Source organism: Bacillus sp. AFS040349 (genome assembly GCF_002577655.1).
Classification (GTDB): Bacteria; Bacillota; Bacilli; order Bacillales; family Bacillaceae; genus Metabacillus.
The window spans coordinates 1-25,059 of sequence record NZ_NUMC01000134.1; the positions used below are offsets into that span (position 1 = coordinate 1).

Below are 25,059 nucleotides of genomic sequence, written 5' to 3' on the forward strand. Positions count from 1 at the left end.
GACCATTTCTCGTGCTTGCTACTCTTGGTTTGGTCTTCATCAACCTTATGAACGACACTACCTGCTCTTTCACCCTCTATTTCGTCGTTCACCACACCCACAAACAACACTCCAAAAGCTTGTCCACACCCAGACCTTAAAAAGAAAAGACCACTAGTCTTGACTAGCAGCCTCTCCTCCCCTGTTTGCCAGCTCTTCTTTTGTATAGATGATTTTCATGGGGTTACCGCCGACAAATGCTCCTGCTGGGACATCTTTGTGAACAAGAGTTCCTGCTGAAACAATCGCACCATCCCCGATGATCACACCTGGTAAAATCGTTGAGTTAGCGCCAATTAGTACTTCGCTCCCAATTTCAACATCTCCGAGGCGGTATTCATTAATCAAATATTCATGAGCTAAAATCGTAGTGTTATAGCCGATTACGGTGTTTCGACCAACTGAGATTTTTTCTGGGAACATCACATCAAGCATGACCATAAGGGCGAATGATGTTTGATCGCCAACCTTCATCCGCAAAAAATTGCGGTACAGCCAATTTTTCATTCCTAAAAACGGTGTATACCTCGCAAGCTGAATCACAATAAAGTTTTTAACAACCTTCCAAAACGGCACGGTTTTATATACATGCCATAATGAATTTGCTCCTGTGACAGGATAACGTGTTGTTCTTCTCACCTTATTCCACTCCGACTATTGGTAATAGATCACTCATTGTTTCAAGTAAGTAATCGGGATTGTGGCTGCTAATGTAGTCTCTTCCTTTAATGCTCCACGCAACTCCCGCTGTTTTAGTGCCAGCATTTTTACCTGCCTCTACATCATGGTGATTATCTCCGACCATAATGGCTTCCTCAGGTTTTGATCCTAACTGCTCCAATGCTTTTAGAACAGGCTCTGGATGCGGTTTTGCGTTTTCAACATCATCAAGTGTGACAACTACATCAAAAAACTGATTCAGCTTTGTTAATGTTAAGCCCATATTTACAGTGGCACGAATTTTCGTTGTGACAATACCTAGCTTAAAGCCTTTTTCCTTCAGTGTTTTTACCGTTTCAAAAACGGTCTCATACTCTTTTACAAGAACATCATGTTGTTCATGATTAAATTTGCGGTATACTTTTACCATTTCTTCTACCCTATCAGGATTGATGCTGTTGAATGTATCGTATAAAGTTGGACCAATAAACGGTAACACATCTTCTCTTTTATATTGATCTGGGTAATACGAATGTAATGTGTGGAGAAAGGATTCAATGATTAATTCATTTGTATTGATTAATGTTCCGTCTAGGTCAAATAATAGAGTATTAATTTTCATACGTCGCTTCCTTTCTTCTTGGTGCTGCTTCAAGTTTTCGCCAAATTGCGGCAACTGTTATAGTTAAAATAATGGCTACTGATAAACGAATAGCTAGCAATGGCCAAACTGGGATCCCCAGTGGAATGAAGATTAACGTATCCTCTACAACAGCATGACAGGATACTAGAAAAATAAATGCTAATGTTAAATCTTTATAGCTAACACCATCTTCTTTTACAGCCTGAATCATGACACCTGCTCCATATGCTAAGCCAATTGTAAGGCCTGCCACTAAGGTCATCGATGTGTTTTCTTTCATCCCAAGCATGCGAGTAACAGGGGCCATCCATCTTGTAAATACATTTAATAAACCTAAATCTTTCATATATTGAATCACAATCATTAGCGGAATAACGATAAGTGCTAATTGAACAACACCTAATGCTGCCTTTTGTAAAGCTAACCCGATAATCTCTAGCCATCCATCTGGAGTTACAGCTGTTTGACTAACAAATCCGTACTGAGCCATCTCGCTTCCACCTTGCCAAACAAGGTTAATAATGATAGCTGAACTAAAGGCAAGGCCAAGTCTAACAAGCAAAATAATCCAAAGCTTTAAACCGACCTTTGCCGCAACAGAGGATTCCACTAATAGATTGTGTGAAAACGAAAGCATTGTGGCTAGTATAAATACTTCTTTTACACTTAAATCCAAAGATAAGATCGCACCAATTCCTGCATAAAGATTTAGGAAGTTTCCGATAACCAATGGAATTGCCGCTTCTCCTGAAAGCCCAAAGATCCCCATTAGAGGTGAAATAAGCTGAACAATCCAATCCAGAATTGGCGTATACTGCAGCAAGCTCACAACTAATGTAATTGGAAAAATAACCTTACCCAGTGTCCATGTTGTTTGTAAGCCAGATTGCAGACCGGTTTTAAAGCTTTTTCCCACTTCAACCCTCTCCCTTAATGTTAAGCAAACTTATTGACTCGTATCTAAATATCTTACATTAGAATAGCCTTTTAAACGTCTGAAGATGATAATGCCTACAGCAACTGCAACAAGAACAATTGAGATGACTTGCGCAATTCTTAACGTTTCTGTCAGCATTAAACTGTCAGTTCTTAGTCCTTCAACAAAGAATCTTCCTACTGAATACCAAATCACATAGGTTAAGAAAAGTTCCCCGCGTCTGAAGTTTGCTTTTCTTAGTAGCATTAATCCGATAAATCCAGCGAGATTCCATAATGATTCATATAAGAAAGTTGGATGATAATACTGACCATTAATATACATTTGATTTACTATGAAATCTGGTAAAAACAATCCTTCTAGAAATTCTCTTGTAACGGGACCACCATGTGCTTCTTGGTTCATAAAATTACCCCATCGTCCAATCGCCTGCCCAAGAATAATACTTGGTGCCGCAATATCAGCTAGCTTCCAGAACGAAAGCTTTTTCACTTTTGCAAATACTGCTCCAGTAATAATCGCCGCGATCAACCCACCATGAATCGCGAGACCGCCATTCCAGATTTTTATAATATCGCCCGGGTTTTGAGAATAATAATCCCATTGAAAAATAACATAATAGGCTCTTGCTCCTAAAATGGCAATTGGGATCGCAAACAGAACAAGATCAACAAATGTGTCTTTATGCAGTCCGCGTCGTTCACTTTCTCTTACAGCAATAAGTAAGGCAAGCAATGCGCCCAAGCCGATAATCACACCGTACCAATGTACTTGAATCGGACCTAATTCAATGGCTATCGGGTTAAGTGGCTTAATACTTTCTTCCATTTCTTCAACTCCCTGCATATGTAGTTTCTATGTATATCCATCTTTTGATTACCTTTGACCAACCATCCTTATTTTACTTTTTATCGATCAAGAATACTACCTTATTATTCCAAAACAATAGAACCGGAGCGATGACTCCGATTCCACATGGTTAGTATTCCTTATTCTTCCTCGTTGTCTCCATCTTCAATCACACCGGCAAGCTTATTTGTAAATTGTTCCGCTGCATTCACACCCATTCGTTTTAAACGGTGATTCATCGCAGCTACTTCGATAATAACAGATAAGTTACGTCCAGGACGAACAGGAACCGTTAGCTTTGTTACATCTGAATCAATAATTCTCATTTTATCTTCTTCAAGACCAAGGCGGTCGTATTGTTTATTTTGATCCCATAGTTCTAAGTTAATCACAAGTGTAATACGTTTAAAGCTTCGAACTGCACCAGCACCGAATAGAGTCATTACGTTGATGATTCCTAGTCCTCTAATTTCTAATAAATGTTCAATAAGCTCAGGTGCACTTCCAATAAGCGTATCCTTATCTTCCTGACGAATTTCTACACAATCATCTGCAACAAGACGGTGACCGCGTTTTACAAGCTCAAGAGCAGTTTCACTTTTACCAACACCGCTTTTTCCTATAATCAAAACACCCACACCATAAATATCAACTAACACTCCATGAACAGCAGTTGTTGGGGCAAGTTTTCCTTCAAGAAAGTTTGTCAAATGACTTGATAAACGGGTAGTTTTCATTGATGAACGTAACACAGGAACTCCTTCACGTTCAGAGGCGTCGATCAGCTCCTGAGGAGTCTCCATTTCTCTAGTCACAATAATGGCAGGAGTAATATCTGTACAAAGCTCGTCCATACGATGCTTTTTCTCTTGTGCGGAAAGCTGGTGGAAAAATGATAATTCCGTTTTACCAAGTAATTGAACACGTTCTTTCGGATAATATGTAAAAAAACCAGCCATCTCAATACCAGGACGTGACAAATCACTTGTTGTAATTGGACGATTTATTCCTTCTTCTCCACTAATCACTTCAAAATTAAATTTGTCAATAAGATCCTTTGTGCGAACTTTTGGCACGGTGTGTCCTCCTTTATTAAATAGAAAGAAAATCTTTCTATGTTCATTAATATATGTTTAAATCCTTGCTAGTCTTAAGTTTCTTACACCAAATACTTGTTCATCTGGAAAGAAAGACTTCTTTTTCTATTCTAGCATTAGTATCCTGCTTTCCAAAACTATTTATTAGATAATTAAAAAACTCTCCTACTGGTGAGCCAGCAAGGTGTAGTAGCTACTACTTCAAACTTAATTAACGTATGAAAAAATGGTGCATTTCATCATAAAATGCACCATCATTTATTAACGAACGAATCACACCAAAACGTAACATCGTTCTTACCATTTTCTTTTACTTCATAAAGGGCATTATCAGCTCTTTTAATTAATTCTTCTGATGTTAATTCAACATCATTATAGATTGAGATTCCTATAGATGCTGTAATACGGATTTGATGATGTTCAAATAGTATTGGTTGTTTCAGCTCAACTTGAATTTGAGAAGCAATTTTTTGAACAACTTCCTCATCGCTTGGAATTGAAACAATAATAACAAATTCATCACCACTTAAGCGGCAAACAATATCTTTATTTCTAATGCTATTTTGAATTCTCCTAGAAAATTCAATTAAAATGGCATCACCGCCAGCATGTCCGAACGTATCATTTACTTGCTTAAAAGAATCAATATCAAGGTACATTAGCGCCATTTCCATTGAGCGAACCTTAGACTTTCTCATTTTCATCTTTTAATAATTCATTAAAATAATATCGATTTGGCAGGCCTGTTAAGGAATCATGAAAAGCTAAATTTCTTAATTCTTCTTCATACTTTTTACGTTCGCTAATATCTCTTGACACAATAATCGTTCTCTTTTTATTTTCATCAACTACATAAGAACCCCTTAATTCCATCCATATTAAACAGCCACTTGCGTGTTTATAACGAAGCTCTGTTTCTAGAACTGTATTTGTTTTTTCCAGCTGTTCAACCAAGTTCATAAATGAAAGAATGTCATGTTCAGAAATGAATGCTGAAATATTCTTGTCCAAACATTCTATTGATGAGTACCCTAACAACGGTTCTGAGGAAGGTGAAACATATGTGATTGATTTTTGATCATCAAGAATCATAATTAAATCTGACGTATGATCGGCAATAAATCGATATTTTTCTTCACTTTCCCTTAACTTTCTTTGAGCCTCAATCTGTTTTGTTACGTCCTTATACATTCCAACCGTGCATACTAGCTCCCCATTATGATTATGCACAGGACAATAGGAGGATACAATATCAATCACTTTCCCTTCCTTTGTCACTTGTTGTGCTTCATGATATTTAATGATTTCACCTTTTTTCATTCTTTCTAAAAAGCCTTTTTGCTTCTGGAGTGTTGGAAGAATTGGAGGATGAGGGTTACCAATTAATTCTTCAGTGCTGTAACCAAGAATTTCTTCAAATGCAGGATTCGCTTTTAATAGAGACCCATCCGGAGCAATTAAAAAGATGGCATCATTTGTATTATTCCAAATGATTTCAAGTTCATCAATGGAGGTAATTTCTTTATGATCGGATACGATGTAACGTTTGTTTGAGTTCAACACAATTCCCCCGTAATATATGTAAAAAATAGAACGTTAGTTTTTATACAGTTAATTATAATAAAAAATATCAAGAATAGGAAAGTTATAACATGTTAAATTTTAACTTTTTTTAATTATCCCGCTACTCTAGCCTATCAAAAAGTCTATATACATAGTGAAAGAATAAATGAAATTGGAGGTTTTAGCATGAAAATCATGATCGATGCTGGACATGGCTATAGCACCCCTGGTAGACAAACCGTTGATGGTATGAAGGAATATGAGTTTAATCGAGCCGTTGCCATTGAAATGAAAAAAATATTAACAAGTTACGAAGGTGTTATCATTTACTTTTCACACTCAGACGAAAAAGATGTCCCTCTCAACGAAAGAACAACAAAGGCAAATCAAGCAAAGGTTGATCTATTTGTCTCCATTCATGCAAATGCACATGGCAATGGAAAGGAATGGACTTCTGCAGAAGGAATTGAAACATTTATATATACCTCCAGACCAAAAACTGCCCTTGGATTGGCATCAAAAGTACAAGCAGCATTAGTTCACCGTACCTGTCGGAAAAATCGAGGAGTGAAATTAGCACGCTTTCATGTTTTAAAAGCCACAAAAATGACAGCCATTCTTTGTGAATGTGGGTTTATGACAAACAAAACAGAGGCAAAGCTGTTGCGGACTGCTGAATACCAAAAAACATGTGCCGAGGCAATTGTTGAGGGAATTGAATTATTTTATAAGCTTAGTAAGCAAACAAAAGAGTGATGAGATCAACCTCATCACTCTTTTTGATATGCCACCTTTTCACCTGCTAGATGTTTATAAATATTCACTTCAAAATACGTAGTTGAAATCATCTTCTTTGTTCTCTTCACATTAATGTCCATTGTAAACTGTTCTTTATCTGGATATTTCTTTGGATCATAATAGTGATACTGATTCAAATAAGGAGAATAGGTCCCAACATCAATTGAGTTTGTTTCTTCATCAATATGAAGCAAGCGTAAAAACCCATTTCCTCCTTCTCCACCTTTTTGATAATCCGCAAGAATTTGATATACCTTCCGATCAACATCTCCATCTTGATCATCATCGAGCTCATCGACCTTTAGCTGACTGCTATGATAATGACCACATAGAACAGCAACAACATTTTCATTTGGAACAACCACTTTTTTAAACAATTCATTTCCTTGACGACTTCGTTTTCCGTTCTTTTTTAAATACTCGTGAAACGAGAGAATCGCTGTTCGATCAGCATGTCGCTGAAGAACCTTATTCATCCATTTTATTTCTTCTTCCCCGATATCCCAGCCCATATAAACAAAGATATAATCCTTTCCATTTGCAGAAATCAAGTCATAATGACCTCGATTATCATCATAAGAGCCACCATAATAGGATTTATGTTTAAAACGATGTTCCCCAAAATACTGCTTATATTTTTTGAAATCGTCTCCTTCGTCATGATTGCCCGGGAGAACTCCATAAGGAATCTTCGCAACATCTAATGTATTCATATAGGCACTTGCTCGTTGCCATTGCTTTTCATCATGAGCTTTATTGACAATGTCACCGGTATGAAACACATAACGAATATTCATAACATCTTTGTTTTGAGCAATCCATTCTGTAATGCTTTTAAAAATGGCGGGATAATCCTGTGCATAATATTGAGTATCTGTCATCCAAACAAACGAATAATCATAGCTTTTTCCATGTTTCGGAAGCTGGTCCTGAACAATCACACTAATTTTACGGTCTTGCACGTATTCATCTGCTTTTATCGTTCCATTTAAAGCAAATTCCTCATCACTCGCTACCGTTCCATCCAGTTCCGTCCACTTTTCGTTTGCCACATTCCAGGCATACATGGTGACTTGCCTTCCCGGAAGTGACTTTCCCTCCCAATGAAGTGTTACCTTATCCGCCGGTTTTATATTTCGGTTCACTTTTACGTCAAAGCGGTGATAAGGAAATTTCGTGACAGAGTCTGTTCGATTCACATCACTGTTTTTCTCTTTTAGCGAAAGATATTTTTTATAGGAAAACTCTTTTTCACCCTTGGGAGCATAAACTTTAGGTGGTTCTGTTGATGTTGCATTTTCACTGATCACAAGTGATTCTTGATTAATTGAATTATACTGATCTGCATGATAGTAATTTTGTACCACACTCACTTCCTTGCTAAGTGAAGGCTGGTACTGATGATCAGAAGGAAATGCTGCAGGTAAAAGAAATGTCATACAAAGAATTGAGATAAGCTTTTTTAATCGTTGTTTGAACATGCTACTCACCCAATACTAGTATGTGCAGGATGTAGAAATTTTACCAAAGGCTGATGAAAGAAGAACTTTTAGGAATTGTCTGTTAAATTTACCTGATGTATTTAACTTCCATAGACTTTGTTACTATGTAACGAGTGTTGTGTAGGTTGATTTCCGCTCTAGGTTGCTCGCTTTCCGCGGGGCGTGCGGTGAGCCTCCTCGACGCTTGCGTCTGCGGGGTCTCACCTGTCCCGCTGCTCCCGCAGGAGTCTCGCACCTGCCGCTCCAATCAACCTTAATGAGTTTATTGTTAATAAATATTATTTTAAAAATTTTCTAACTGACATCTGTTCAAATTGATTTTGATATCCTCTTATAAGTTCACCCATTCAAGCCTTGAAAAAAACTATGAAAACAACTAAAAAAGAGCAAGACTCTTCTCACTCTTTTCTCTTTTCTCTTTTCTTGAAAAATTGTTGTTCTCGAATACTATATTTAAAACAATAGTGGAATGTAGCGGAAGACACTTGACTCCTGCGGGAGGTAGAGGAAAGGCTGAGACCCCGCAGGCAAAGCCGAGGAGGCTCAGCTTCCTCCCCGCGGAAAGCAAGTGTCTGGAGCGCAATGGAACGAACCAGTTTTTACGTTAAACTGGTTATTTATCCTTCTTCATCGGCTCTACAATGCCCTTTTGAATCATCAAGTGAATAACGGAAATAAAAACTGAGGCTAGTAAAGCTGTTCCAAAGCCATCAATCACAAAAGAATCTCCCATTAATCCTTGAGCAATCATAAGAGTCACTGCATTAATGACAAATAAAAACAACCCAAGCGTTAAAACTGTAACAGGTAATGTTAATAAAATTAAAAATGGTTTTACTAACACGTTAAGAATAGACAAAAGTAAGCTTGCTCCCAAAGCTGCTGCAACACCACTTAATTGAAACGAATCAAAAAATCCTGCTACAACAATTAATATGAGCGCATTTACTAGTATACTTATAAGCCATCTTGTCATCTTAAAAATCCGTTTCTTCTGGTATTAAAAAGATCGAGACAATATAAATCAATGCCAATGGAAAAAATCCTGTAAAGATTAATAAAACAACGAACAATATTCTTAATAGTGATGCATCAATACCTATATAGTTTGATAAGCCTCCAAGTACACCTGATAACTTCCGATCATGACGTGATCGAAACAATCTTTTCATTTTCCATCATCCTTATTTATTTAATTGTAATAGATCCTGTTTTTGAATCTGCAAAAACAGTTAATTTCGCTTCGTGTGCTGTTCGAAATTTCAGTTCTTTTTGAATGGTTTCATTCTTTTCAAATGAAACATCTACATTTCTTACTTTTGTGGAAAGAGTCCCTAAATTCGACTTTAATTCCCCGATCATTCTGGTATCCTCAGGTACATGAATATCAATGTTGCCTGTTGTTGTTTTGGCATAAAGAGTTTCACAATTCTCATCGTTTAAAGTGAGTTGTACATTTCCATTGAAACTTTGCGCATCCACTTTTTCAGCCGAACCATTAAACTGAATCAGCCCACTAATTGTTTCTGCTTCTATTTTACCAAAGCTTGAGTTTGCTACTTTAATTTGTCCATTCGCAGTTTCAAATTCACCTGTTGTTGCTTGTATATCTGAGAAGGAAAGAACACCATTTGCTGTTTTCGCCTTGAATGTCCCTACTTTTAAACCTTCCCCTCTTATTGGTCCATTAAACAACTTGATCTTTACTCTTTCATAAGATTGCTGCGGCACTCTTATATACACATTGATTTTCATCATTTTTTTCTCTGTAAAGAAAATAAAACGATTTCCTTCCATTTGGCAGTCAACACCTGTTAAAAATGTTTCCCTTGCCTGTTCATTGTTCTCAACTCGATAAACTTTTACATCACATTCGACTCGAATATCTTCTTCATTCCACGGTTCAACTATGACACTTCCATTTGGAAGATGAATGTCAATATCCCGAAAATCAGAATCTTGAAACTGAAAAATATGTTTAAGATCAATAGATTTACCAAAGTTTAAATCCAAGTCCATATCCTTTACTTTTTTCACAGCAGAATCAACCCAATCCATCAGCTTATTTCCTAATGATTGCTGTTTGATTCATTTTCGTCATGTTGTTCTTGGTTATAATCAGCTATTACCTCAGTTGAAAGAGCTGTGATCTTCTCAGCCTTCACTTTTTCTTCATTTTCCAATGATTCTATTAATGAAAGAGCCTCAACTGCAGATAGTTTCCCTTCTTCTACCAACTTTAAGATTCTAATTTTTTGATCCTTCATGAACATTCCTCCTCAGATATTTTTTGTTTTTTAATCCCTAATTAAAAGTTGAATTCCTTTTACAATGTTCCAAATCCCAACAATCAAATTAATCAAACCTACAAAAAGAAAACCAAAAATGAAGGATAAAAATATTCCCTCCTGAGAAGAGTCAGCTCCTGCTGAAAAGAAGAGTACCATGACCACACCGATCAGTGACAAAAACGGTATGATATGTGACACGAGTGCTTTTTTCGCATGACTCTTAACTTCCAACTGATCAACAATAAAATAAATCGCAATCGGTAACAAAAAAGGCGCAAAGAACACGCTAAAGTAATTCAAAGATGCTAAAAATCTATTTGTTTTATCCATTTGTTCTTTTCACTCCCTTATCATTAATACGTATGAAAAGATAAGAGGTTTCAGGCTTTAATATGTATTTTTTCTACTTACCCTAAATTATTTATGATCTAAATAAAGTTTGAAGAGCACTTCCTTTTAACTTCTATATATGTATATGTCTTGCTTGAAGACCATGCAAAATTGGTATATGATGGATATAAGAACATATACTAAAAGACGATTGGTGAACGATCACCAACCGCCTTTCATTGTTTCAGTTACTCCGCAGTGCAAGTTTGCGGTGGCTGAGGCTTGTAGAACATAATACGATTAGCTCACTTCCTTCATCGCCAAATGTCAGGGTGGGCTAGTCGTTTTTATTTCCGCTGTTTCCTGTTGCGGCTATAATCGAAACGACCAGAGCGGCAAATGCAATCATCGTATCCAACTCATCACGTGTGATGTACAAGGCATCACCCCCGATCTGCCCCGGGAGTAACCACCGCAGCCCAACCCCTGCATAGTAACTTGTTATATTATACCATTTTTTGAAGCTACTTTTTATCTCACTATATACCTATCTCCTGCTAATTTATAATTTAAATTTATTCACAACGATCTTTAATTCCTCTGCCATTTGCGCAAGAGCTTGAGCTGATGCATCAATCTCTTCCATCGAAGCCAATTGTTCTTCAGCAGAAGCTGCTACCTCTTCAGAGCTTGCCGCATTAGCTTGGGAAAGTTGAGATATTTCCATAGCTGAATTGGTAATTTCATCAATGCTAGCCGAGATTTGTTGAACAGTTGCTGTTACCTGTTCAATTTGCGGAGTCATATTTCTTGTACTAGAAAGGATTTGCGTAAACTTATTTGATGTTTGTTCTGATACTTTTACTCCTTCCTCAACGTTTGTGACAACTTCATTCATGATGTTCACTGATTCAACCGTATCACTCTGGACTAAAGCAATTAACTCTGCAATACTTTTTGTAGATGCTTGTGATTGCTCAGCTAATTTTCTCACCTCATCTGCCACAACAGCAAAACCTTTCCCATGCTCACCAGCTCTAGCTGCTTCAATCGCTGCATTTAAGGCTAATAAATTTGTTTGTTCAGCAATACCACTGATCACATCTAATATCGAGCCAATTTCTTTTGATCGTTGTGATAATGACGTCACTTTTTCATTTGAACGACTAATAGACTCAGAGATAAACTTCATTTGTGCCAAATTATTTTCAACAAACGTTCCACCTTCCTCGGCTTCTTTTGTTGTTTGTCGAGATAGTTCAGACACTTTTGCTGAGCTTTCAGAAATATGTTGGATTCCTTGTAAAACCTCTTGTAATGAAGTTGTGTTGCTTTCTAATTTTGTTGTGGTTTCTTCTGCTCCACTCGCAATCTCCTGAATCGCAGATGAAACAGTTTCTGTCGCTCTACTTGATTGTTCTGCACTTGCATTCAATTGCTCTGCTGATGCCGCTACTTGATCAGAGCTTGTAGAAATCGAACTAATCATTTCCCTTAAATTATCTGTCATTTGTTCAAAAGACTCATTTAGATAATAGATTTCATCTCTACTCTTAATTTTTAATTGCTCTACGTTTAAATCTCCAGCAGCTACTTGTTTTGCTATGTTTCCTAATTTCACAACTGGTCGTGATATGAAAATAGAAATAACCACACCGCATGCAATAGCAAATAATAGGGCAAAAACACTTAAGATCAACACTTTCACTCTTGCGTTATCTGATGATTCCTGCGTTTCCTTAAATCGAACTTCTAATATCTCTTCTTTTAACCAATTATGCATTGATAGTGTATCTTCTGTTAGGCGATTGCTAATAGGGACAATTTGTTCTAGTCCTTTATCAATGGCTCTTTCTTTATCTACTAAACTTTCATCCAGAACTTGATTGGCTTTTTCTTTAAACTCAATATTTAAATTCTCGATAGTATTCAACCGATCAACTGTTTCTTGCAATGTTGATAATTCTTTCCCTTTTAAAATCGCATCATTAATACGGTCATTTGCCTCATTCATTTTGTCTCGATAACTACTATCACCATATATTAAAAATGCACGGTAATAACCAGATTGTAGGGCTGAATCGGTTTGAATTGATTGAGTAATTGCACGTATCTCAGCAACTGTTTCCACAATATAATCATAAGATTCATTTGATTGTTTCATATTTGAATATGAAACATATGAAGCAATCCCAAAGATAAATGAGACAATTAGGAAGCTTCCTATTAATTTCTGTTTGATTGTTACTTTCATGGTGTAAAATTCTCCTTTTTATTTTGAATCTACGTTAAAAACAAAAAAACACCTCTAATCCAAGCATGTACGTCTTGGAATTAAACGCATTATTAGCAAGTGGCAGGATCGCTACCCTTATACCAATATCTCTTTTTTATACAAAACTAAATATTATAAAGTAACAGGGTCGCTATTCTTTCCTAATATTTACTTCATTCTTAGATTTCCTGATTAGCCATTACTAACATCAGCATAATTAGTTAATAACTGCGGTCTCCCAAGTAAAAAACCTTGGCCTAATGGAACGGATAGGCTTTGAGCTATCTGTAAGTCTTCCACTGTTTCTATGCCTTCGAGAATGACACGATTATTATATCGTCTGCAATACTCTAATATTAAATAGATAAATGCTTGTTTTTTTTCTGAACGGTGCAAATCCTGTGAAAAATAGCGATCGAGTTTTATATATTCGGGGTCAAGCTCAATAATATCTTGTATATACGCTTTACCCTTTCCTACATCATCAAATGCAATACTAATGCCATAATTTCTTAAAATAGCAATTCTCTCTTTCAATTGTGCAAGATCTCTAACAGTCTCAACCTCTGATAATTCAAATGTGATGTTTTGATTCAATAGCAACTTTTCTGTAGCTAGCTTGTTTAGGAACTCCAGAAATTCATGATGGATAATAGTTGATGGAAAAATGTTTAGAAATAGCTTTTCATTTGATTCATTCGTACGAAACGTTTTTAGAGCTTTGTAAACGGACAGAGTATCTAGTTGAAATAATTGATTGTTTATTATTGCTTGTTGAAAAAATAGTTCCGGATTAGAAAAATCATTAGATCTTAGAAGTCCCTCATAACCAATCCTTTTCTTATCTTTTAATGAAAAAATAGGTTGAAAATGGTGGTAGATGTTTCCTTCGTTGATCGGCACGGAAATCCCCCCTTTGTTAGAACAAAAAAGTGAACGAGAAGAATACTCGCTCACTTTACAATAGTAAAATATTCTCCGGCGGCTAGGCTACCATAGCAGATGAACTACCTTAGGTCCTTGGCTTTGCGCCCTTATCTTTCAATAAGTTTGCCTTTATCAATTTGTAGGTCTATTATACCACATCAAATTATTACAATTTCACCAACCGTTCGACAAATAATGACATTTTTTCCATTAGCTATTTTAACTCCACTTCTTAGGTATGAAAAATAGAAAAAGAGGCTGAACATATCATTTCAGCCTCTACCTTAAATTAACCAAATTAACTTTGCGCAACTTCTTCTTTTTCTTTAATCAAATTTCTCATTCGCTCACGATCGCGCTCTATAATTGGTTTTAAATATTTACCTGTATAAGATTCTTCATTGTTCATAATATCCTCTGGTGTACCAAAGCCAACAATCTGACCACCTTTGTCCCCACCTTCAGGACCAAGGTCAACAATATAATCGGTGCCTTTAATAACATCAAGGTTATGCTCGATGACAAGAACGGTATCACCATTATCCACTAGGCGCTGAAGAACTTTTAAGAGTCTGGCGATATCATCAACATGCAGTCCTGTTGTTGGTTCATCAAGGATGTAGAGTGATTTACCGGTTGAACGTCGGTGCAGCTCTGATGCAAGCTTCACCCTTTGTGCTTCCCCACCGGAAAGAGTGGTTGCCGGTTGGCCAAGAGTAATGTAACCAAGTCCTACATCAAAAATCGTTTGCAGCTTTCGTTTAATCTTAGGAATATTTTCGAAGAACGTTACTGCATCTTCGACTGTCATTTCTAAGATATCAGAAATATTCTTTCCTTTATAAGTAACTTCCAATGTTTCACGGTTGTATCGTTTCCCATGACAAACTTCACATGGCACATACACATCAGGAAGGAAGTGCATTTCAATCTTAATAATTCCATCTCCACGACAGGCTTCACAGCGTCCACCTTTAACATTGAAGCTGAAGCGACCTTTTTTATAGCCTCTGACCTTTGCCTCATTTGTTGTTGCAAACACATCACGTATGTCGTCAAATACACCTGTATATGTTGCAGGATTGGATCGCGGTGTCCGGCCGATCGGTGATTGATCAATATCAATGACCTTTTCAAGTTGTTCAATTCCTTTTATTTCTTTGTGCTCACCTGGCTTCGCCTTAGCATTATGAAGCTTTTGCGCCAGAGATTTATGCAGTACTTCGTTGACTAATGTACTTTTTCCTGATCCTGATACACCAGTAACAGCAATAAACATTCCTAACGGAAACTTCACATTCACATTTCGCAGGTTATTTTCTTTGGCACCTTTAATTTCAATATATCGGCCATCAGGTTTTTTTCGCTCATATGGTAAAGGAATAAACTTTTTCCCAGATAAATATTGACCTGTTAATGAGTTTTCATCACTCATGACTTCTTCAGGTGTGCCTGCAGAAATAACTTGTCCACCATGTATGCCTGCACCCGGACCAATATCAATTAAATAATCGGCAGCAATCATTGTATCTTCATCATGTTCAACAACAATTAGTGTATTTCCGATATCACGCATATTTTGCAGAGTCTGAATGAGACGATCGTTATCACGTTGATGAAGTCCAATTGATGGCTCATCAAGTATGTATAAAACACCTGTTAAACGTGAGCCAATCTGGGTAGCGAGACGAATTCGCTGTGCTTCTCCACCAGATAAGGTTCCAGCTGCACGATTTAATGTTAAATAATCTAAGCCAACATTATTTAAAAAACCTAGCCTCTCGCTAATCTCTTTTAAAATCAAATTCGCGATTGTCATCTCTTTTTCTGTTAGAGATAAATGTTGAAAAAATTCAAGTGATTCCTGGACAGACAGCTTTGTTAGCTCTCCAACATGGTTTCCCTGAATCAACACGGCAAGAGATTCCTTTTTCAAACGATGTCCCTTACATGTTGGACAGTTTTGCTGTCCCATGTATTTTTCCATTTGCTCACGGATAAAATCAGAGCTCGTTTCTTTGTAGCGTCTTTCAACATTGCGAATAACGCCTTCGAACTGAATATAATTTTCTCGAATTTGTCCGAAGTCATTTTCATAACGGAAATATATTTCCTCGCCATCGCTGCCGTAAAGGATTTTATCTAGTAAATGCTTCGGAATGTCCTTTACTGGAATATCCATATCAATTCCAAAATGATTGCAGACTGCTTCAAGCATTTGCGGATAATATTGAGAACTAGTTGGTTCCCATGGGGCAATCGCATGCTGCTTAAGAGTTAAGTCTTTATTGGGAATAACAAGATCTAGATCCACTTTAAGCTTTGAACCGAGACCATCACATTCTGGACATGCTCCAAACGGGCTGTTAAACGAGAACATTCTTGGCTCAAGCTCACCAATTGAAAAACCACATTGTGGACAAGCATGATGCTCACTGAAAAGCAGTTCTTCTTCACCCATCACGTCAATAATGACTCTTCCTTCTCCAAGACCTAAAGCTGTTTCTAATGAATCAGCAAGACGTGAAGCTACACCTTCTTTGACAACAATTCGGTCAATTACGACTTCGATTGAATGCTTTTTATTTTTTTCTAACGAGATTTCTTCCGAGATTTCCTGCATCTCTCCATCTACCCGTACACGAACATAGCCTTGTTTTTTAATGTCCTCGAACACTTTAACATGTGTACCTTTGCGACCTGAGACAACTGGAGCAAGCACCTGTAGCTTTGTCCGCTCTGGATACTCTAGAATACGATCAACCATTTGTTCAATGGTTTGGGACGATATTTCAATGTTATGAATCGGACATGTTGGACGCCCGACTCTTGCGAATAGGAGACGCAAATAATCATAAATTTCCGTTACAGTCCCAACCGTTGATCGTGGGTTTCGGCTAGTTGTTTTTTGGTCAATTGAAATAGCTGGTGATAATCCTTCAATCGCATCAACATCAGGCTTATCCATTTGCCCTAAAAACTGACGAGCATATGCTGATAAAGACTCTACATAGCGACGTTGTCCTTCAGCATAAATCGTATCAAATGCGAGTGAGGACTTACCGGACCCAGATAGCCCGGTAAGCACCACAAGCTTGTCACGCGGAATGGTTACATCTATGTTTTTTAAGTTGTGGGCACGTGCTCCCTTCACAACAATATGTTCCATTGCCATTATCGCTTCATCCTTCCGCTTTTAACTCTAAAATCAAATCACGCAGCTCAGCAGCACGTTCAAAGTTCAATGATTTGGCTGCTTCCTTCATTTCATTTTCCATTTCAGCAATCACTTTATCTCGCTCTTTCTTCGTTAATTTCGTTAACTTATTCGCAGCTGTTGCCTCGTAATCTTCAGGAGTTTCTGCAGCAGTTGTTGCACGAATAACATCACGAATTTCTTTTTGAATGGTTTGAGGAGTGATTCCATGCTTTTCATTAAATTCTATCTGAATTTCACGACGACGCTTTGTCTCATTAAGTGCAATTTCCATTGAATTTGTAATTTTATCGGCGTACATAATAACATGTCCCTCTGCGTTACGGGCCGCACGACCGATTGTTTGAATAAGAGAACGTTCTGATCTTAAGAAGCCTTCCTTGTCTGCGTCAAGAATAGCAACAAGTGAAACCTCTGGAATATCCAAGCCCTCTCTTAGCAGGTTGATTCCAACAAGAACATCATATTTCCCAAGACGAAGTTCCCGGATAATTTCAATCCGCTCTAATGTTTTTATTTCAGAATGTAAGTAGTTTACTTTAATCCCTATTTCTTTAAGGTAGTTTGTTAGATCCTCAGACATTTTTTTCGTTAGTGTTGTAATGAGGACACGTTGATTTTTTTCAACTCTTGAGTGAATTTCGCCAATTAAATCATCGATTTGTCCTTCAATTGGACGAATATCAATCGTAGGATCTAATAGTCCAGTCGGGCGGATAATCTGCTCAATCATCTCAGGTGAATGGTCCATTTCATAAGGACCAGGAGTAGCAGATACATACACAATATTTTCAATATGCTTTTCGAATTCCTCAAATCTAAGAGGACGGTTATCCATTGCAGATGGTAATCGGAATCCGTGGTCCACTAGCACCTGTTTACGAGCCTGGTCACCATTAAACATACCCCGAATTTGCGGCAATGTAACATGTGACTCATCGATAACAATTAGTGAATCTTCAGGAAAGAAATCTAGTAACGTATAAGGAGTGGATCCTGATGGGCGAAGTGTTAGGTGACGAGAGTAGTTTTCGATACCGGAGCAAAAGCCCATTTCCCTCATCATTTCTAGGTCATATCTCGTTCTTTGCTCAAGACGCTGAGCCTCTAGCAGCTTACCATTTTCACGCATTTCCTCTAAACGTTCCTCTAGCTCTGCTTCGATATTTTTTATGGCTTTCTCCATTTTTTCTTCTCTTGTTACAAAGTGAGAGGCCGGGAAAATGGCCACATGCTCGCGCTCTCCCATAATTTCTCCTGTTAAAGCATCAACTTCACGAATACGGTCAATTTCATCACCGAAAAATTCTACGCGAATGCATTGTTCATCTCGAGATGCCGGAAAGATTTCCACCACATCACCGCGAACTCGGAACGTTCCTCTTCGGAAATCAATATCATTTCGCTCATATTGAACATCTACCAATCTTCTTAACAGCTGATTTCGTTCAATTTCCATTCCTGTTCTTAATGAAACCACTAGCTCCTTATATTCCTCTGGCGAACCGAGGCCGTAAATACAAGAAACACTGGCAATGATGATGACGTCGTTTCGTTCAAAAAGAGAGGATGTTGCAGAGTGACGAAGTTTATCTATTTCATCATTAATGCTGGCATCTTTTTCAATAAATGTATCCGTTTGTGGAACATATGCCTCTGGCTGATAATAATCATAGTAACTAACAAAATACTCAACGGCATTATTTGGGAAGAAGTCTTTAAACTCACTGTATAGCTGCCCAGCTAATGTTTTGTTATGGGCAATAACTAATGTTGGTTTGTTTACTTCTTTTATTAGATTCGAAACGGTAAAGGTTTTTCCTGTACCTGTTGCACCTAGTAATGTTTGATGCTTTTTTCCTTGGTTAATTCCCTCAACTAATGCTTGAATTGCCTTAGGTTGATCACCTTGCGGCTTGTATTTTGAGACTAATTCAAATTGCTCGCTCACGCATAAGCCTCCATTCAGAAAATGTCAATATCAATAGTTTACCACAACTGTGTGGAAAATCACTAAAAATACGAACTAAAGTTCGTGTTTAGTTTTAAATTATTATTCATATTTGTATTCCGACTGTTAATTCAGCTAACGTAAAAACGCTGTCGTTCCATTGCGCTCCAGACACTTGCTTTCCGCGGGGAGGAAGCTGAGCCTCCTCGGCTTCGCCTGCGGGGTCTCAGCCTTTCCTCTACCTCCCGCAGGAGTCAAGTGTCTTCCGCTCCATTACACTATAGTTTTATAAATATTATTCAAAAAGAACAATTGTTACGGATAAGGATTTCTATAATACAAACAAGTTTATGTAAATAATTCATTTTTGCAACTTTCAAAGTCAATCTTGCAACCAAAGAAAAAAGAGCATACAGAGCAGCCCTTTTTCTTTAAGTATTTCTTTTTTAGTAAAACCTCAAACCTATTTCTTCTTTAGGAGGCTTTCCTTCATTTTTTTCGCATAGAAGAAGCCTATTCCTAGAGACACGATGTCAATAAAGTAAATACTCGGGCCGTGTGTGTAGCCTTTTATGTAAGAGGCTGTTAGTAATGCCGCCGTTAGGGCTGTTCCTACATAGTGGTTATAGCTGACACGTGTAAACAGAAGGACAAGAAGGAATGGCATAAAGATGGCTAAAATGATTTTGATTACCATATAATCCTCCTGTTAAATTGATAAATTGTAAAAATAAACAGCATCTTCTTTTTCATAGCCTAAGCTTTCATAAAGGGCCTGTGCTTTTACATTGTCTTTTGTTGTTTCTAATAGAATGCCCGCGGCCTTTGTTTCGACTGCAAGATCCTTTGCTTTATTCATCAATGCTTTTCCTACTCCATGACGGCGATGTTCTTCGGCAACAAATAAATCGTTTAATAGCCATTTGCGGTTCATTCCTACTGATGTGAAAATTGGATAAAGCTGAACAAATCCAGCAGGAGAGCTATTTTCCATCGCTAAGAAAATAACAGATTCATTGTTTTCGATTCTCTCTTTTATAAATTCTTTTGCACCTTCGAGATTTGATGCTTGTCCGTAAAACATTCTGTATTGATTGAATAACTGTGATACTTGGTCTAATTCATTTAAGGTCACTTTTAGAATATTCAATTGTTTTCCCTCTATTCCCTAACTTTATGTTTTCATCATATCATGGAAAATTGTCAAAAAACCACAAAAAGACTAATCCCCTTGAGGAATTAGCCTTCTACCTTACTTTTGTGATGTTACACCTTGATAGTCGTTTTCTTCTAATAAATCGACTAGTTCAATGTCTTTTTGATTTTCTAAGAAATAACGTAAAGTGAATTCATTTTCAAACAGGACAGCATACGCACCATAACGGTCACGAACAAGCATACTTCTCGAATCAAAGAAACGTTTATCAAACTTTTCACTTTTAATCCATCTTGGAATTCGTTCACCTAGTGGAGTGAACTCGATATCAACGTTATACTCTGCTTTCATACGGTATTCAAATACCTCAAATTGCAGCTGACCAACCGCACCGAGAATAATTGAATCATTCATTTCCTGACGATATAGCTGAATCGCCCCTTCTTGAACAAGCTGCTCAATTCCTTTACGGAACTGCTTTGCCTTCATCACGTTTTTCGCTTGCACTCGTTTGAACAATTCTGGTGGGAACTGTGGAAGTTCTTCATATTGATATGAATCTTTTCCCCCAATTAAGGTATCACCAATTTGATAGATATTTGGATCATAAATTCCGATAATATCACCAGGATATGCTTCATCAACTGTATCGCGGTCCTTCGCCATAAAAGCTTGTGTTTGATTTAACTTAATTGTTTTGTTCGTTCTGCTTAAGTTTACACTCATGCCACGCTCAAATTTGCCTGAGCACACACGGAAAAACGCAATACGATCACGGTGAGCTGGATTCATATTCGCTTGGATTTTGAAAATATACCCTGAGAACTGATCTTTTTCCGGCTCAATTAAGCCTTGATCTGTTTTACGAGGCTGTGGTTGTGCAGCAAATTGAAGGAATGTATCAAAAAATGTTTGAACCCCAAAGTTTGCAAGAGCACTACCAAAAAATACTGGCGTAAGCTCTCCTTTTTCTACTCGCTCAGGTGTAAATTCATTTCCTGCTTCTTCAAGCAATTCCAGTTCACCCAATGTATCTTGATAGATAGGATTCTCTTCAATATCCGTGTTAGCAAGGTCGTCTAGAGAGATAATTTCTTCCTCTTCATCACCTTTAAAGCAAACAAATTGCTTATTAAAGCGATCATGTATACCTAAGAAGCGTTTACCGCTTCCGACTGGCCAGTTCATTGGATATGACTCAATTCCTAGCACTTCCTCAATTTCTGAAAGAAGCTCTAACGGATCTCGCCCTTCACGGTCAAGCTTATTAATAAACGTAAAGATCGGAATACCTCTCATCCGACATACTTTAAAAAGTTTAATCGTTTGTGGCTCAACACCTTTTGTTGAATCGATGATCATCACAACACTGTCAACGGCAGTTAATGTACGATATGTGTCTTCACTAAAGTCTTCGTGTCCAGGCGTATCCAGGATATTCACGTGAAAATCATGATACGGGAAACTCATAACACTTGATGTAACCGAGATTCCACGTTTTTTCTCGATCTCCATCCAGTCTGATGCAGCAAACTTACCTGATTTTTTTCCTTTAACCGTCCCTGTTGAACGAATAATTTGACCAAAGAAAAGTAGTTTTTCTGTTAACGTCGTTTTTCCGGCATCCGGGTGAGAGATGATGGCAAACGTACGTCGTTTATTTATTTCCTGTTGTAAGCTCATTAGCAATAACCTCTTTTAAATAAATTCGTGCTTCAAATATACTACAAAGCGATCGAAAGAACAATTTGTTGTTTATGGCAAAGGGATTTCGTAGTTAGTTTATTCACCACAAAAAAAGCTGCCAATAATGGTTGCGGGTTTCCGTAAACTACCGAAACATATATAAATATAATCTGAAATGACCATCAATCCTCATATTGTTTTGATGGTCACTTTATGTTTTTATATAGAGTTTTGTCATTGCATTTACTTATTGATTAAACTGTTACCTAAGCTAAAGCATACACATTTCTCGTTTGCGTATACTTTTTTCACTTTTTCACTTAGAAAGGATACGCAAATGGAAAATAACTACAAGTTTAAGCTCTATTCATATTAAATTTCCCTTTTTCTGGATCTTACGAATGGTTTTAACCTGACTAGCTATGCAAAAGCATACATATTTCTCGTTTACGAATGCTTTTTTCACTTTTTCACTTAAAAAGGATACGTAAATGGAAAATAACTACAAGTTTAAGCTCCATTCATATTAAATTTCCCTTTTTCTGGATATTGCGAATGATGTTAACCTGACTAGCTATGCAAAAGCATACACATTTCTCGTTTACGTATGCTTTTTTCACTTTTTCACTTAAAAACCATACACAAATGACTAAGTATTAACGATAGCTTCCCATTTTTTATTACAGAAAAAAGCAGAAGTAAAATACTCCTGCTTATCTTCCATATTTCCTAACCGCTCGTTTTCTCACATTATTTCGTTCATTCTTTGAATCAACTAAATTCCATGCAGTGGTATAACGATATTTCTTACCCCATACAGAAATCAGCATGCGCATTCCTGTGATAAAGCTTAATAATAATAAGCTTACAATTAAAAATAAGATATCCATTTTATCTCCCCCAATCTTCCTTGTACACATTTATATGTGAGACGAGGGGAAACATTCTCAATAATTACAAGAAGAACTGAAGAAAGTAATAGACAATTCCTGCCAAAATAGCAGCTGCGGGCAGTGTTACCACCCAAGTAAAAATCATTGTTTGGGCTGTACCCCAATTAACTCCTTTTACCCGATTTGAAGCACCTACACCTAGTATAGAAGAAGAAATCACATGAGTTGTACTAACAGGTAGGTGAAAATAAGTTGCTGCAAAAATAATTGAAGCAGACGACAGATCTGCAGCAACCCCGTTAACTGGTCGGATTTTCATAATTTTGTTTCCAACCGTTTGAATAATTCTCCATCCACCAATAGATGTACCCAATCCCATTGCTAAAGCACAGGAAAATTGTACCCAAAACGGAATATCCATTGTTTGATGATAGTTATTGGCAATAAGAGCTAATGTGATAATCCCCATTGCTTTTTGGGCATCATTTGTCCCATGTGTATAAGCTTGAAAAGCAGCGGTTAAAATTTGAATTCTCCTAAATCGATTATTCGATTTTGTTAGCGAGTGATTTTTGAACAGCACTTTAAAGAGACTAAACACAACATATCCAACGATAAATGCTAGAATTGGTGAAATTAGCAGTGATTGAACAATTTTTGTAAATCCTGAGTAGTTAATACTTCCAAAGCCAGACGCGGCAATTGCTGCCCCAACAATTGATCCAATAATTGCGTGTGAAGAGCTGCTCGGAATTCCGTAATACCATGTAATCAAATTCCATGTAATTGCTGAGACAAGGGCCGATAAGATTACAACAGATCCATTTTCTAATGTAAATGGATCCACAATCCCACTAGTAATCGTCTTTGCCACTCCTGTAAATGTAAGTGCCCCGACAAAGTTCATAACCGCTGCAAGAATGACGGCATGCCTTGGCTTGAGCGCTTTTGTAGAAACACTAGTTGCTATTGCATTTGCCGTATCATGAAATCCGTTTATAAAATCAAAAGCCAAAGCACCGACAACAATGAAGCATGTAATAAGTAGCGTCATCTCCATCTAGTTACGCTCCTTACGCATTTTTCATCACAATGCTATCAAGTGTGTTCGCCACTTTGCGACAGCTGTCAACGATGCCCTCGAGAGATTCATAGATGTCTTTATACTGAATGATTTTAATTGGATCTTTTACAGTAGCAAATAGATTTTTAACAGCCGTGCGAAGTAAATTATCACTATTCGCTTCATGTTCTTTGAGTTTTAAAGAGTACGGAGAGATTGCTTGTAATTTTCTCTGCGATAAACAGGTAATAGCTAACGAAATCTCAACAGCACATTGATGGTTAATGTTCACGAATTTTTTCATGTGCTCGGTTACATTTGTAACAGAATACATTTCAAAAAGTGCAGCAGTATGTTCAATTCCGTCTAATACGTCATCGATATCGATCGCAAGTTGAAGGATGTCCTCCCTGTCGATCGGCGTGATAAACGTTTGGTTAAGCTCTCTCGTAATCGTTTGAATAAGCTCATCGCCTGTTGATTCATACTCTTTTATTGCTTCTAAGAAAATTTGTAATTCATGATGATTTGATATGTTTTGTTCAATGCAATACTGCGTTGTTGATTGAAGATTATCTGTCATTTTTAATAAAAGCTCTGAAAATTTATCTCTTTTTCCCTTTGAAAACACCATTTATTCCCCCAAGAAACCTTGTCCTTATTTATTGTTACGTATGTAATTATAAAAACATGTCAAAATTATCTAGTTAACTCGTATTGTAGCTTATTCAATGGTTATTATGCTAGATAGTTGGAAAATATTTTCGTCGACATTTGTCTAAATTAGTCGATTGTATGAGGAATAGATTTTCTTCTCTTGGTATATTTGGGACTAGAATCGAGGGCTGGCGCTTATACCTGTCTCGAGTCAGGGAGAATCGGGACTCGAACCGGGGGCTGGCTTTTATACCTGTCTCGTTTCAAGGACAATCGGGACTACAATCGGGGGCTGGCGCTTATTCCTGTCTCGTTTCAAGGACAATCGGGACTACAATCGGGGGCTGGCGCTTATTCCTGTCTCGAGTCAGGGGGAATCGGGACTCGAATAGGGGGCTGGCTTTTATACCTGTCTCGTTTCAAGGAGAATCGGGACTCGTATCGGGGGCTGGCGCTGATTCCTGTCTCGATTCAAGGACAATCGGGACTACAATCGGGGGCTGGCGGATTAAGTCCGTATAATTG

Annotated in this window: 22 protein-coding genes, 1 pseudogene and 1 riboswitch; of the genes and pseudogenes, 1 reads left to right on the forward strand and 22 read right to left on the reverse strand. The window is 37.4% G+C overall.

What is annotated here, in order from left to right:
• Positions 1-153: 153 nt before the first annotated feature.
• The 7 genes from COD11_RS22745 to COD11_RS22775 form a co-directional block, all read right to left on the reverse strand.
• Positions 154-678 carry an acyltransferase gene (locus tag COD11_RS22745; RefSeq protein WP_098799192.1) on the reverse strand — a complete coding sequence of 175 codons (525 nt, stop codon included), beginning with the start codon at positions 676-678 and terminating at the stop codon, positions 154-156.
• Position 679: 1 nt separating this feature from the next.
• Complete coding sequence (gene ppaX / locus COD11_RS22750) at positions 680-1,321, reverse strand: pyrophosphatase PpaX (protein WP_098799193.1); 642 nt, start codon at positions 1,319-1,321, stop codon at positions 680-682.
• Positions 1,311-2,258 (reverse strand): nucleoside recognition domain-containing protein, encoded by a 948-nt coding sequence (locus tag COD11_RS22755; protein WP_098799194.1) that lies wholly within the window; start codon positions 2,256-2,258, stop codon positions 1,311-1,313. The genes ppaX and COD11_RS22755 overlap by 11 nt, the downstream gene beginning before the upstream one ends.
• A gap of 30 nt (positions 2,259-2,288) precedes the next feature.
• Complete coding sequence (lgt, locus tag COD11_RS22760; protein ID WP_098799195.1) at positions 2,289-3,107, reverse strand: prolipoprotein diacylglyceryl transferase; 819 nt, start codon at positions 3,105-3,107, stop codon at positions 2,289-2,291.
• Between the two features lie 161 nt (positions 3,108-3,268).
• A complete protein-coding gene (hprK, locus tag COD11_RS22765) occupies positions 3,269-4,204 on the reverse strand; it encodes an HPr(Ser) kinase/phosphatase (RefSeq protein ID WP_098799196.1) in 936 nt (311 codons plus the stop codon).
• Positions 4,205-4,479: 275 nt separating this feature from the next.
• Positions 4,480-4,899, reverse strand: a complete 420-nt coding sequence (locus tag COD11_RS22770; RefSeq protein ID WP_176551211.1) for a GGDEF domain-containing protein — start codon at positions 4,897-4,899, stop codon at positions 4,480-4,482.
• 10 nt (positions 4,900-4,909) lie between these two features.
• Positions 4,910-5,785 (reverse strand): sensor domain-containing diguanylate cyclase, encoded by an 876-nt coding sequence (locus COD11_RS22775; protein WP_141549737.1) that lies wholly within the window; start codon positions 5,783-5,785, stop codon positions 4,910-4,912.
• Between the two features lie 189 nt (positions 5,786-5,974).
• Here COD11_RS22775 and COD11_RS22780 point away from each other — a divergent pair, with 189 nt between their 5' ends.
• Positions 5,975-6,544: an N-acetylmuramoyl-L-alanine amidase gene (locus COD11_RS22780; RefSeq protein ID WP_098799199.1), complete on the forward strand. Its 570-nt coding sequence runs from the start codon at positions 5,975-5,977 to the stop codon at positions 6,542-6,544.
• A 14-nt stretch (positions 6,545-6,558) separates the two neighbouring features.
• Here the strand turns inward: COD11_RS22780 and COD11_RS22785 are convergent, their stop codons facing one another.
• From COD11_RS22785 to COD11_RS22855, 15 genes and pseudogenes are all read right to left on the reverse strand, one after another.
• The gene (locus COD11_RS22785) at positions 6,559-8,067 is read right to left on the reverse strand and encodes a metallophosphoesterase (RefSeq protein ID WP_098799200.1); all 1,509 of its coding nucleotides are present in this window, start codon (positions 8,065-8,067) and stop codon (positions 6,559-6,561) included.
• Between the two features lie 634 nt (positions 8,068-8,701).
• Positions 8,702-9,064, reverse strand: coding sequence for a phage holin family protein (locus COD11_RS22795; RefSeq protein ID WP_098799201.1), 363 nt, complete (start codon positions 9,062-9,064; stop codon positions 8,702-8,704).
• Between the two features lies 1 nt (position 9,065).
• The gene (locus COD11_RS22800) at positions 9,066-9,260 is read right to left on the reverse strand and encodes a PspC domain-containing protein (protein WP_098799202.1); all 195 of its coding nucleotides are present in this window, start codon (positions 9,258-9,260) and stop codon (positions 9,066-9,068) included.
• Positions 9,261-9,276: 16 nt separating this feature from the next.
• Positions 9,277-10,355 (reverse strand): annotated as a pseudogene (locus COD11_RS22805) (DUF4097 family beta strand repeat-containing protein).
• 30 nt (positions 10,356-10,385) lie between these two features.
• Positions 10,386-10,709, reverse strand: a complete 324-nt coding sequence (locus COD11_RS22810) for a magnetosome magnetite crystal formation protein family (protein WP_098799203.1) — start codon at positions 10,707-10,709, stop codon at positions 10,386-10,388.
• A gap of 562 nt (positions 10,710-11,271) precedes the next feature.
• Positions 11,272-12,963: a methyl-accepting chemotaxis protein gene (locus COD11_RS22815; RefSeq protein ID WP_098799204.1), complete on the reverse strand. Its 1,692-nt coding sequence runs from the start codon at positions 12,961-12,963 to the stop codon at positions 11,272-11,274.
• Positions 12,964-13,176: 213 nt separating this feature from the next.
• On the reverse strand, positions 13,177-13,887 hold the full coding sequence (locus COD11_RS22820) for an EAL domain-containing protein (protein ID WP_176551212.1): 711 nt from the start codon (positions 13,885-13,887) through the stop codon (positions 13,177-13,179).
• A 74-nt stretch (positions 13,888-13,961) separates the two neighbouring features.
• A riboswitch (cyclic di-GMP riboswitch) is annotated at positions 13,962-14,049 on the reverse strand.
• Between the two features lie 160 nt (positions 14,050-14,209).
• A complete protein-coding gene (gene uvrA, locus COD11_RS22825; protein ID WP_098799205.1) occupies positions 14,210-17,086 on the reverse strand; it encodes an excinuclease ABC subunit UvrA in 2,877 nt (958 codons plus the stop codon).
• Positions 17,087-17,093: 7 nt separating this feature from the next.
• Positions 17,094-19,079: an excinuclease ABC subunit UvrB gene (gene uvrB / locus COD11_RS22830; RefSeq protein ID WP_098799206.1), complete on the reverse strand. Its 1,986-nt coding sequence runs from the start codon at positions 19,077-19,079 to the stop codon at positions 17,094-17,096.
• Positions 19,080-19,542: 463 nt separating this feature from the next.
• A complete protein-coding gene (locus COD11_RS22835; protein ID WP_176551213.1) occupies positions 19,543-19,776 on the reverse strand; it encodes a DUF2198 family protein in 234 nt (77 codons plus the stop codon).
• 12 nt (positions 19,777-19,788) lie between these two features.
• Entirely contained in the window at positions 19,789-20,229 is a 441-nt protein-coding gene (locus COD11_RS22840) for a GNAT family N-acetyltransferase (protein WP_098799207.1), read from the reverse strand.
• Positions 20,230-20,331: 102 nt separating this feature from the next.
• A complete protein-coding gene (locus COD11_RS22845) occupies positions 20,332-21,918 on the reverse strand; it encodes a peptide chain release factor 3 (RefSeq protein ID WP_098799208.1) in 1,587 nt (528 codons plus the stop codon).
• A gap of 716 nt (positions 21,919-22,634) precedes the next feature.
• Entirely contained in the window at positions 22,635-22,811 is a 177-nt protein-coding gene (locus COD11_RS27100) for a hypothetical protein (RefSeq protein WP_176551214.1), read from the reverse strand.
• A 64-nt stretch (positions 22,812-22,875) separates the two neighbouring features.
• Complete coding sequence (locus COD11_RS22850) at positions 22,876-23,874, reverse strand: inorganic phosphate transporter (protein WP_098799209.1); 999 nt, start codon at positions 23,872-23,874, stop codon at positions 22,876-22,878.
• A gap of 13 nt (positions 23,875-23,887) precedes the next feature.
• Positions 23,888-24,511, reverse strand: coding sequence for a DUF47 domain-containing protein (locus tag COD11_RS22855; RefSeq protein WP_098799210.1), 624 nt, complete (start codon positions 24,509-24,511; stop codon positions 23,888-23,890).
• Positions 24,512-25,059: the final 548 nt, after the last annotated feature.

Excerpts from the sequence above, each read along its gene's own strand:
- ppaX (WP_098799193.1), bottom strand. The coding sequence starts at position 1,321 with ATGAAAATTAATACTCTATTATTTGACCTAGACGGAACATTAATCAAT.
- lgt (WP_098799195.1), bottom strand. The coding sequence starts at position 3,107 with ATGGAAGAAAGTATTAAGCCACTTAACCCGATAGCCATTGAATTAGGT.
- COD11_RS22770 (WP_176551211.1), bottom strand. The coding sequence starts at position 4,899 with ATGGAAATGGCGCTAATGTACCTTGATATTGATTCTTTTAAGCAAGTA.
- COD11_RS22780 (WP_098799199.1), top strand. The coding sequence starts at position 5,975 with ATGAAAATCATGATCGATGCTGGACATGGCTATAGCACCCCTGGTAGA.
- COD11_RS22785 (WP_098799200.1), bottom strand. The coding sequence starts at position 8,067 with ATGTTCAAACAACGATTAAAAAAGCTTATCTCAATTCTTTGTATGACA.
- COD11_RS22795 (WP_098799201.1), bottom strand. The coding sequence starts at position 9,064 with ATGACAAGATGGCTTATAAGTATACTAGTAAATGCGCTCATATTAATT.
- COD11_RS22800 (WP_098799202.1), bottom strand. The coding sequence starts at position 9,260 with ATGAAAAGATTGTTTCGATCACGTCATGATCGGAAGTTATCAGGTGTA.
- COD11_RS22810 (WP_098799203.1), bottom strand. The coding sequence starts at position 10,709 with ATGGATAAAACAAATAGATTTTTAGCATCTTTGAATTACTTTAGCGTG.
- COD11_RS22815 (WP_098799204.1), bottom strand. The coding sequence starts at position 12,963 with ATGAAAGTAACAATCAAACAGAAATTAATAGGAAGCTTCCTAATTGTC.
- uvrA (WP_098799205.1), bottom strand. The coding sequence starts at position 17,086 with ATGGCAATGGAACATATTGTTGTGAAGGGAGCACGTGCCCACAACTTA.
- COD11_RS22835 (WP_176551213.1), bottom strand. The coding sequence starts at position 19,776 with ATGGTAATCAAAATCATTTTAGCCATCTTTATGCCATTCCTTCTTGTC.
- COD11_RS22845 (WP_098799208.1), bottom strand. The coding sequence starts at position 21,918 with ATGAGCTTACAACAGGAAATAAATAAACGACGTACGTTTGCCATCATC.
- COD11_RS27100 (WP_176551214.1), bottom strand. The coding sequence starts at position 22,811 with ATGGATATCTTATTTTTAATTGTAAGCTTATTATTATTAAGCTTTATC.
- COD11_RS22850 (WP_098799209.1), bottom strand. The coding sequence starts at position 23,874 with ATGGAGATGACGCTACTTATTACATGCTTCATTGTTGTCGGTGCTTTG.
- COD11_RS22855 (WP_098799210.1), bottom strand. The coding sequence starts at position 24,511 with ATGGTGTTTTCAAAGGGAAAAAGAGATAAATTTTCAGAGCTTTTATTA.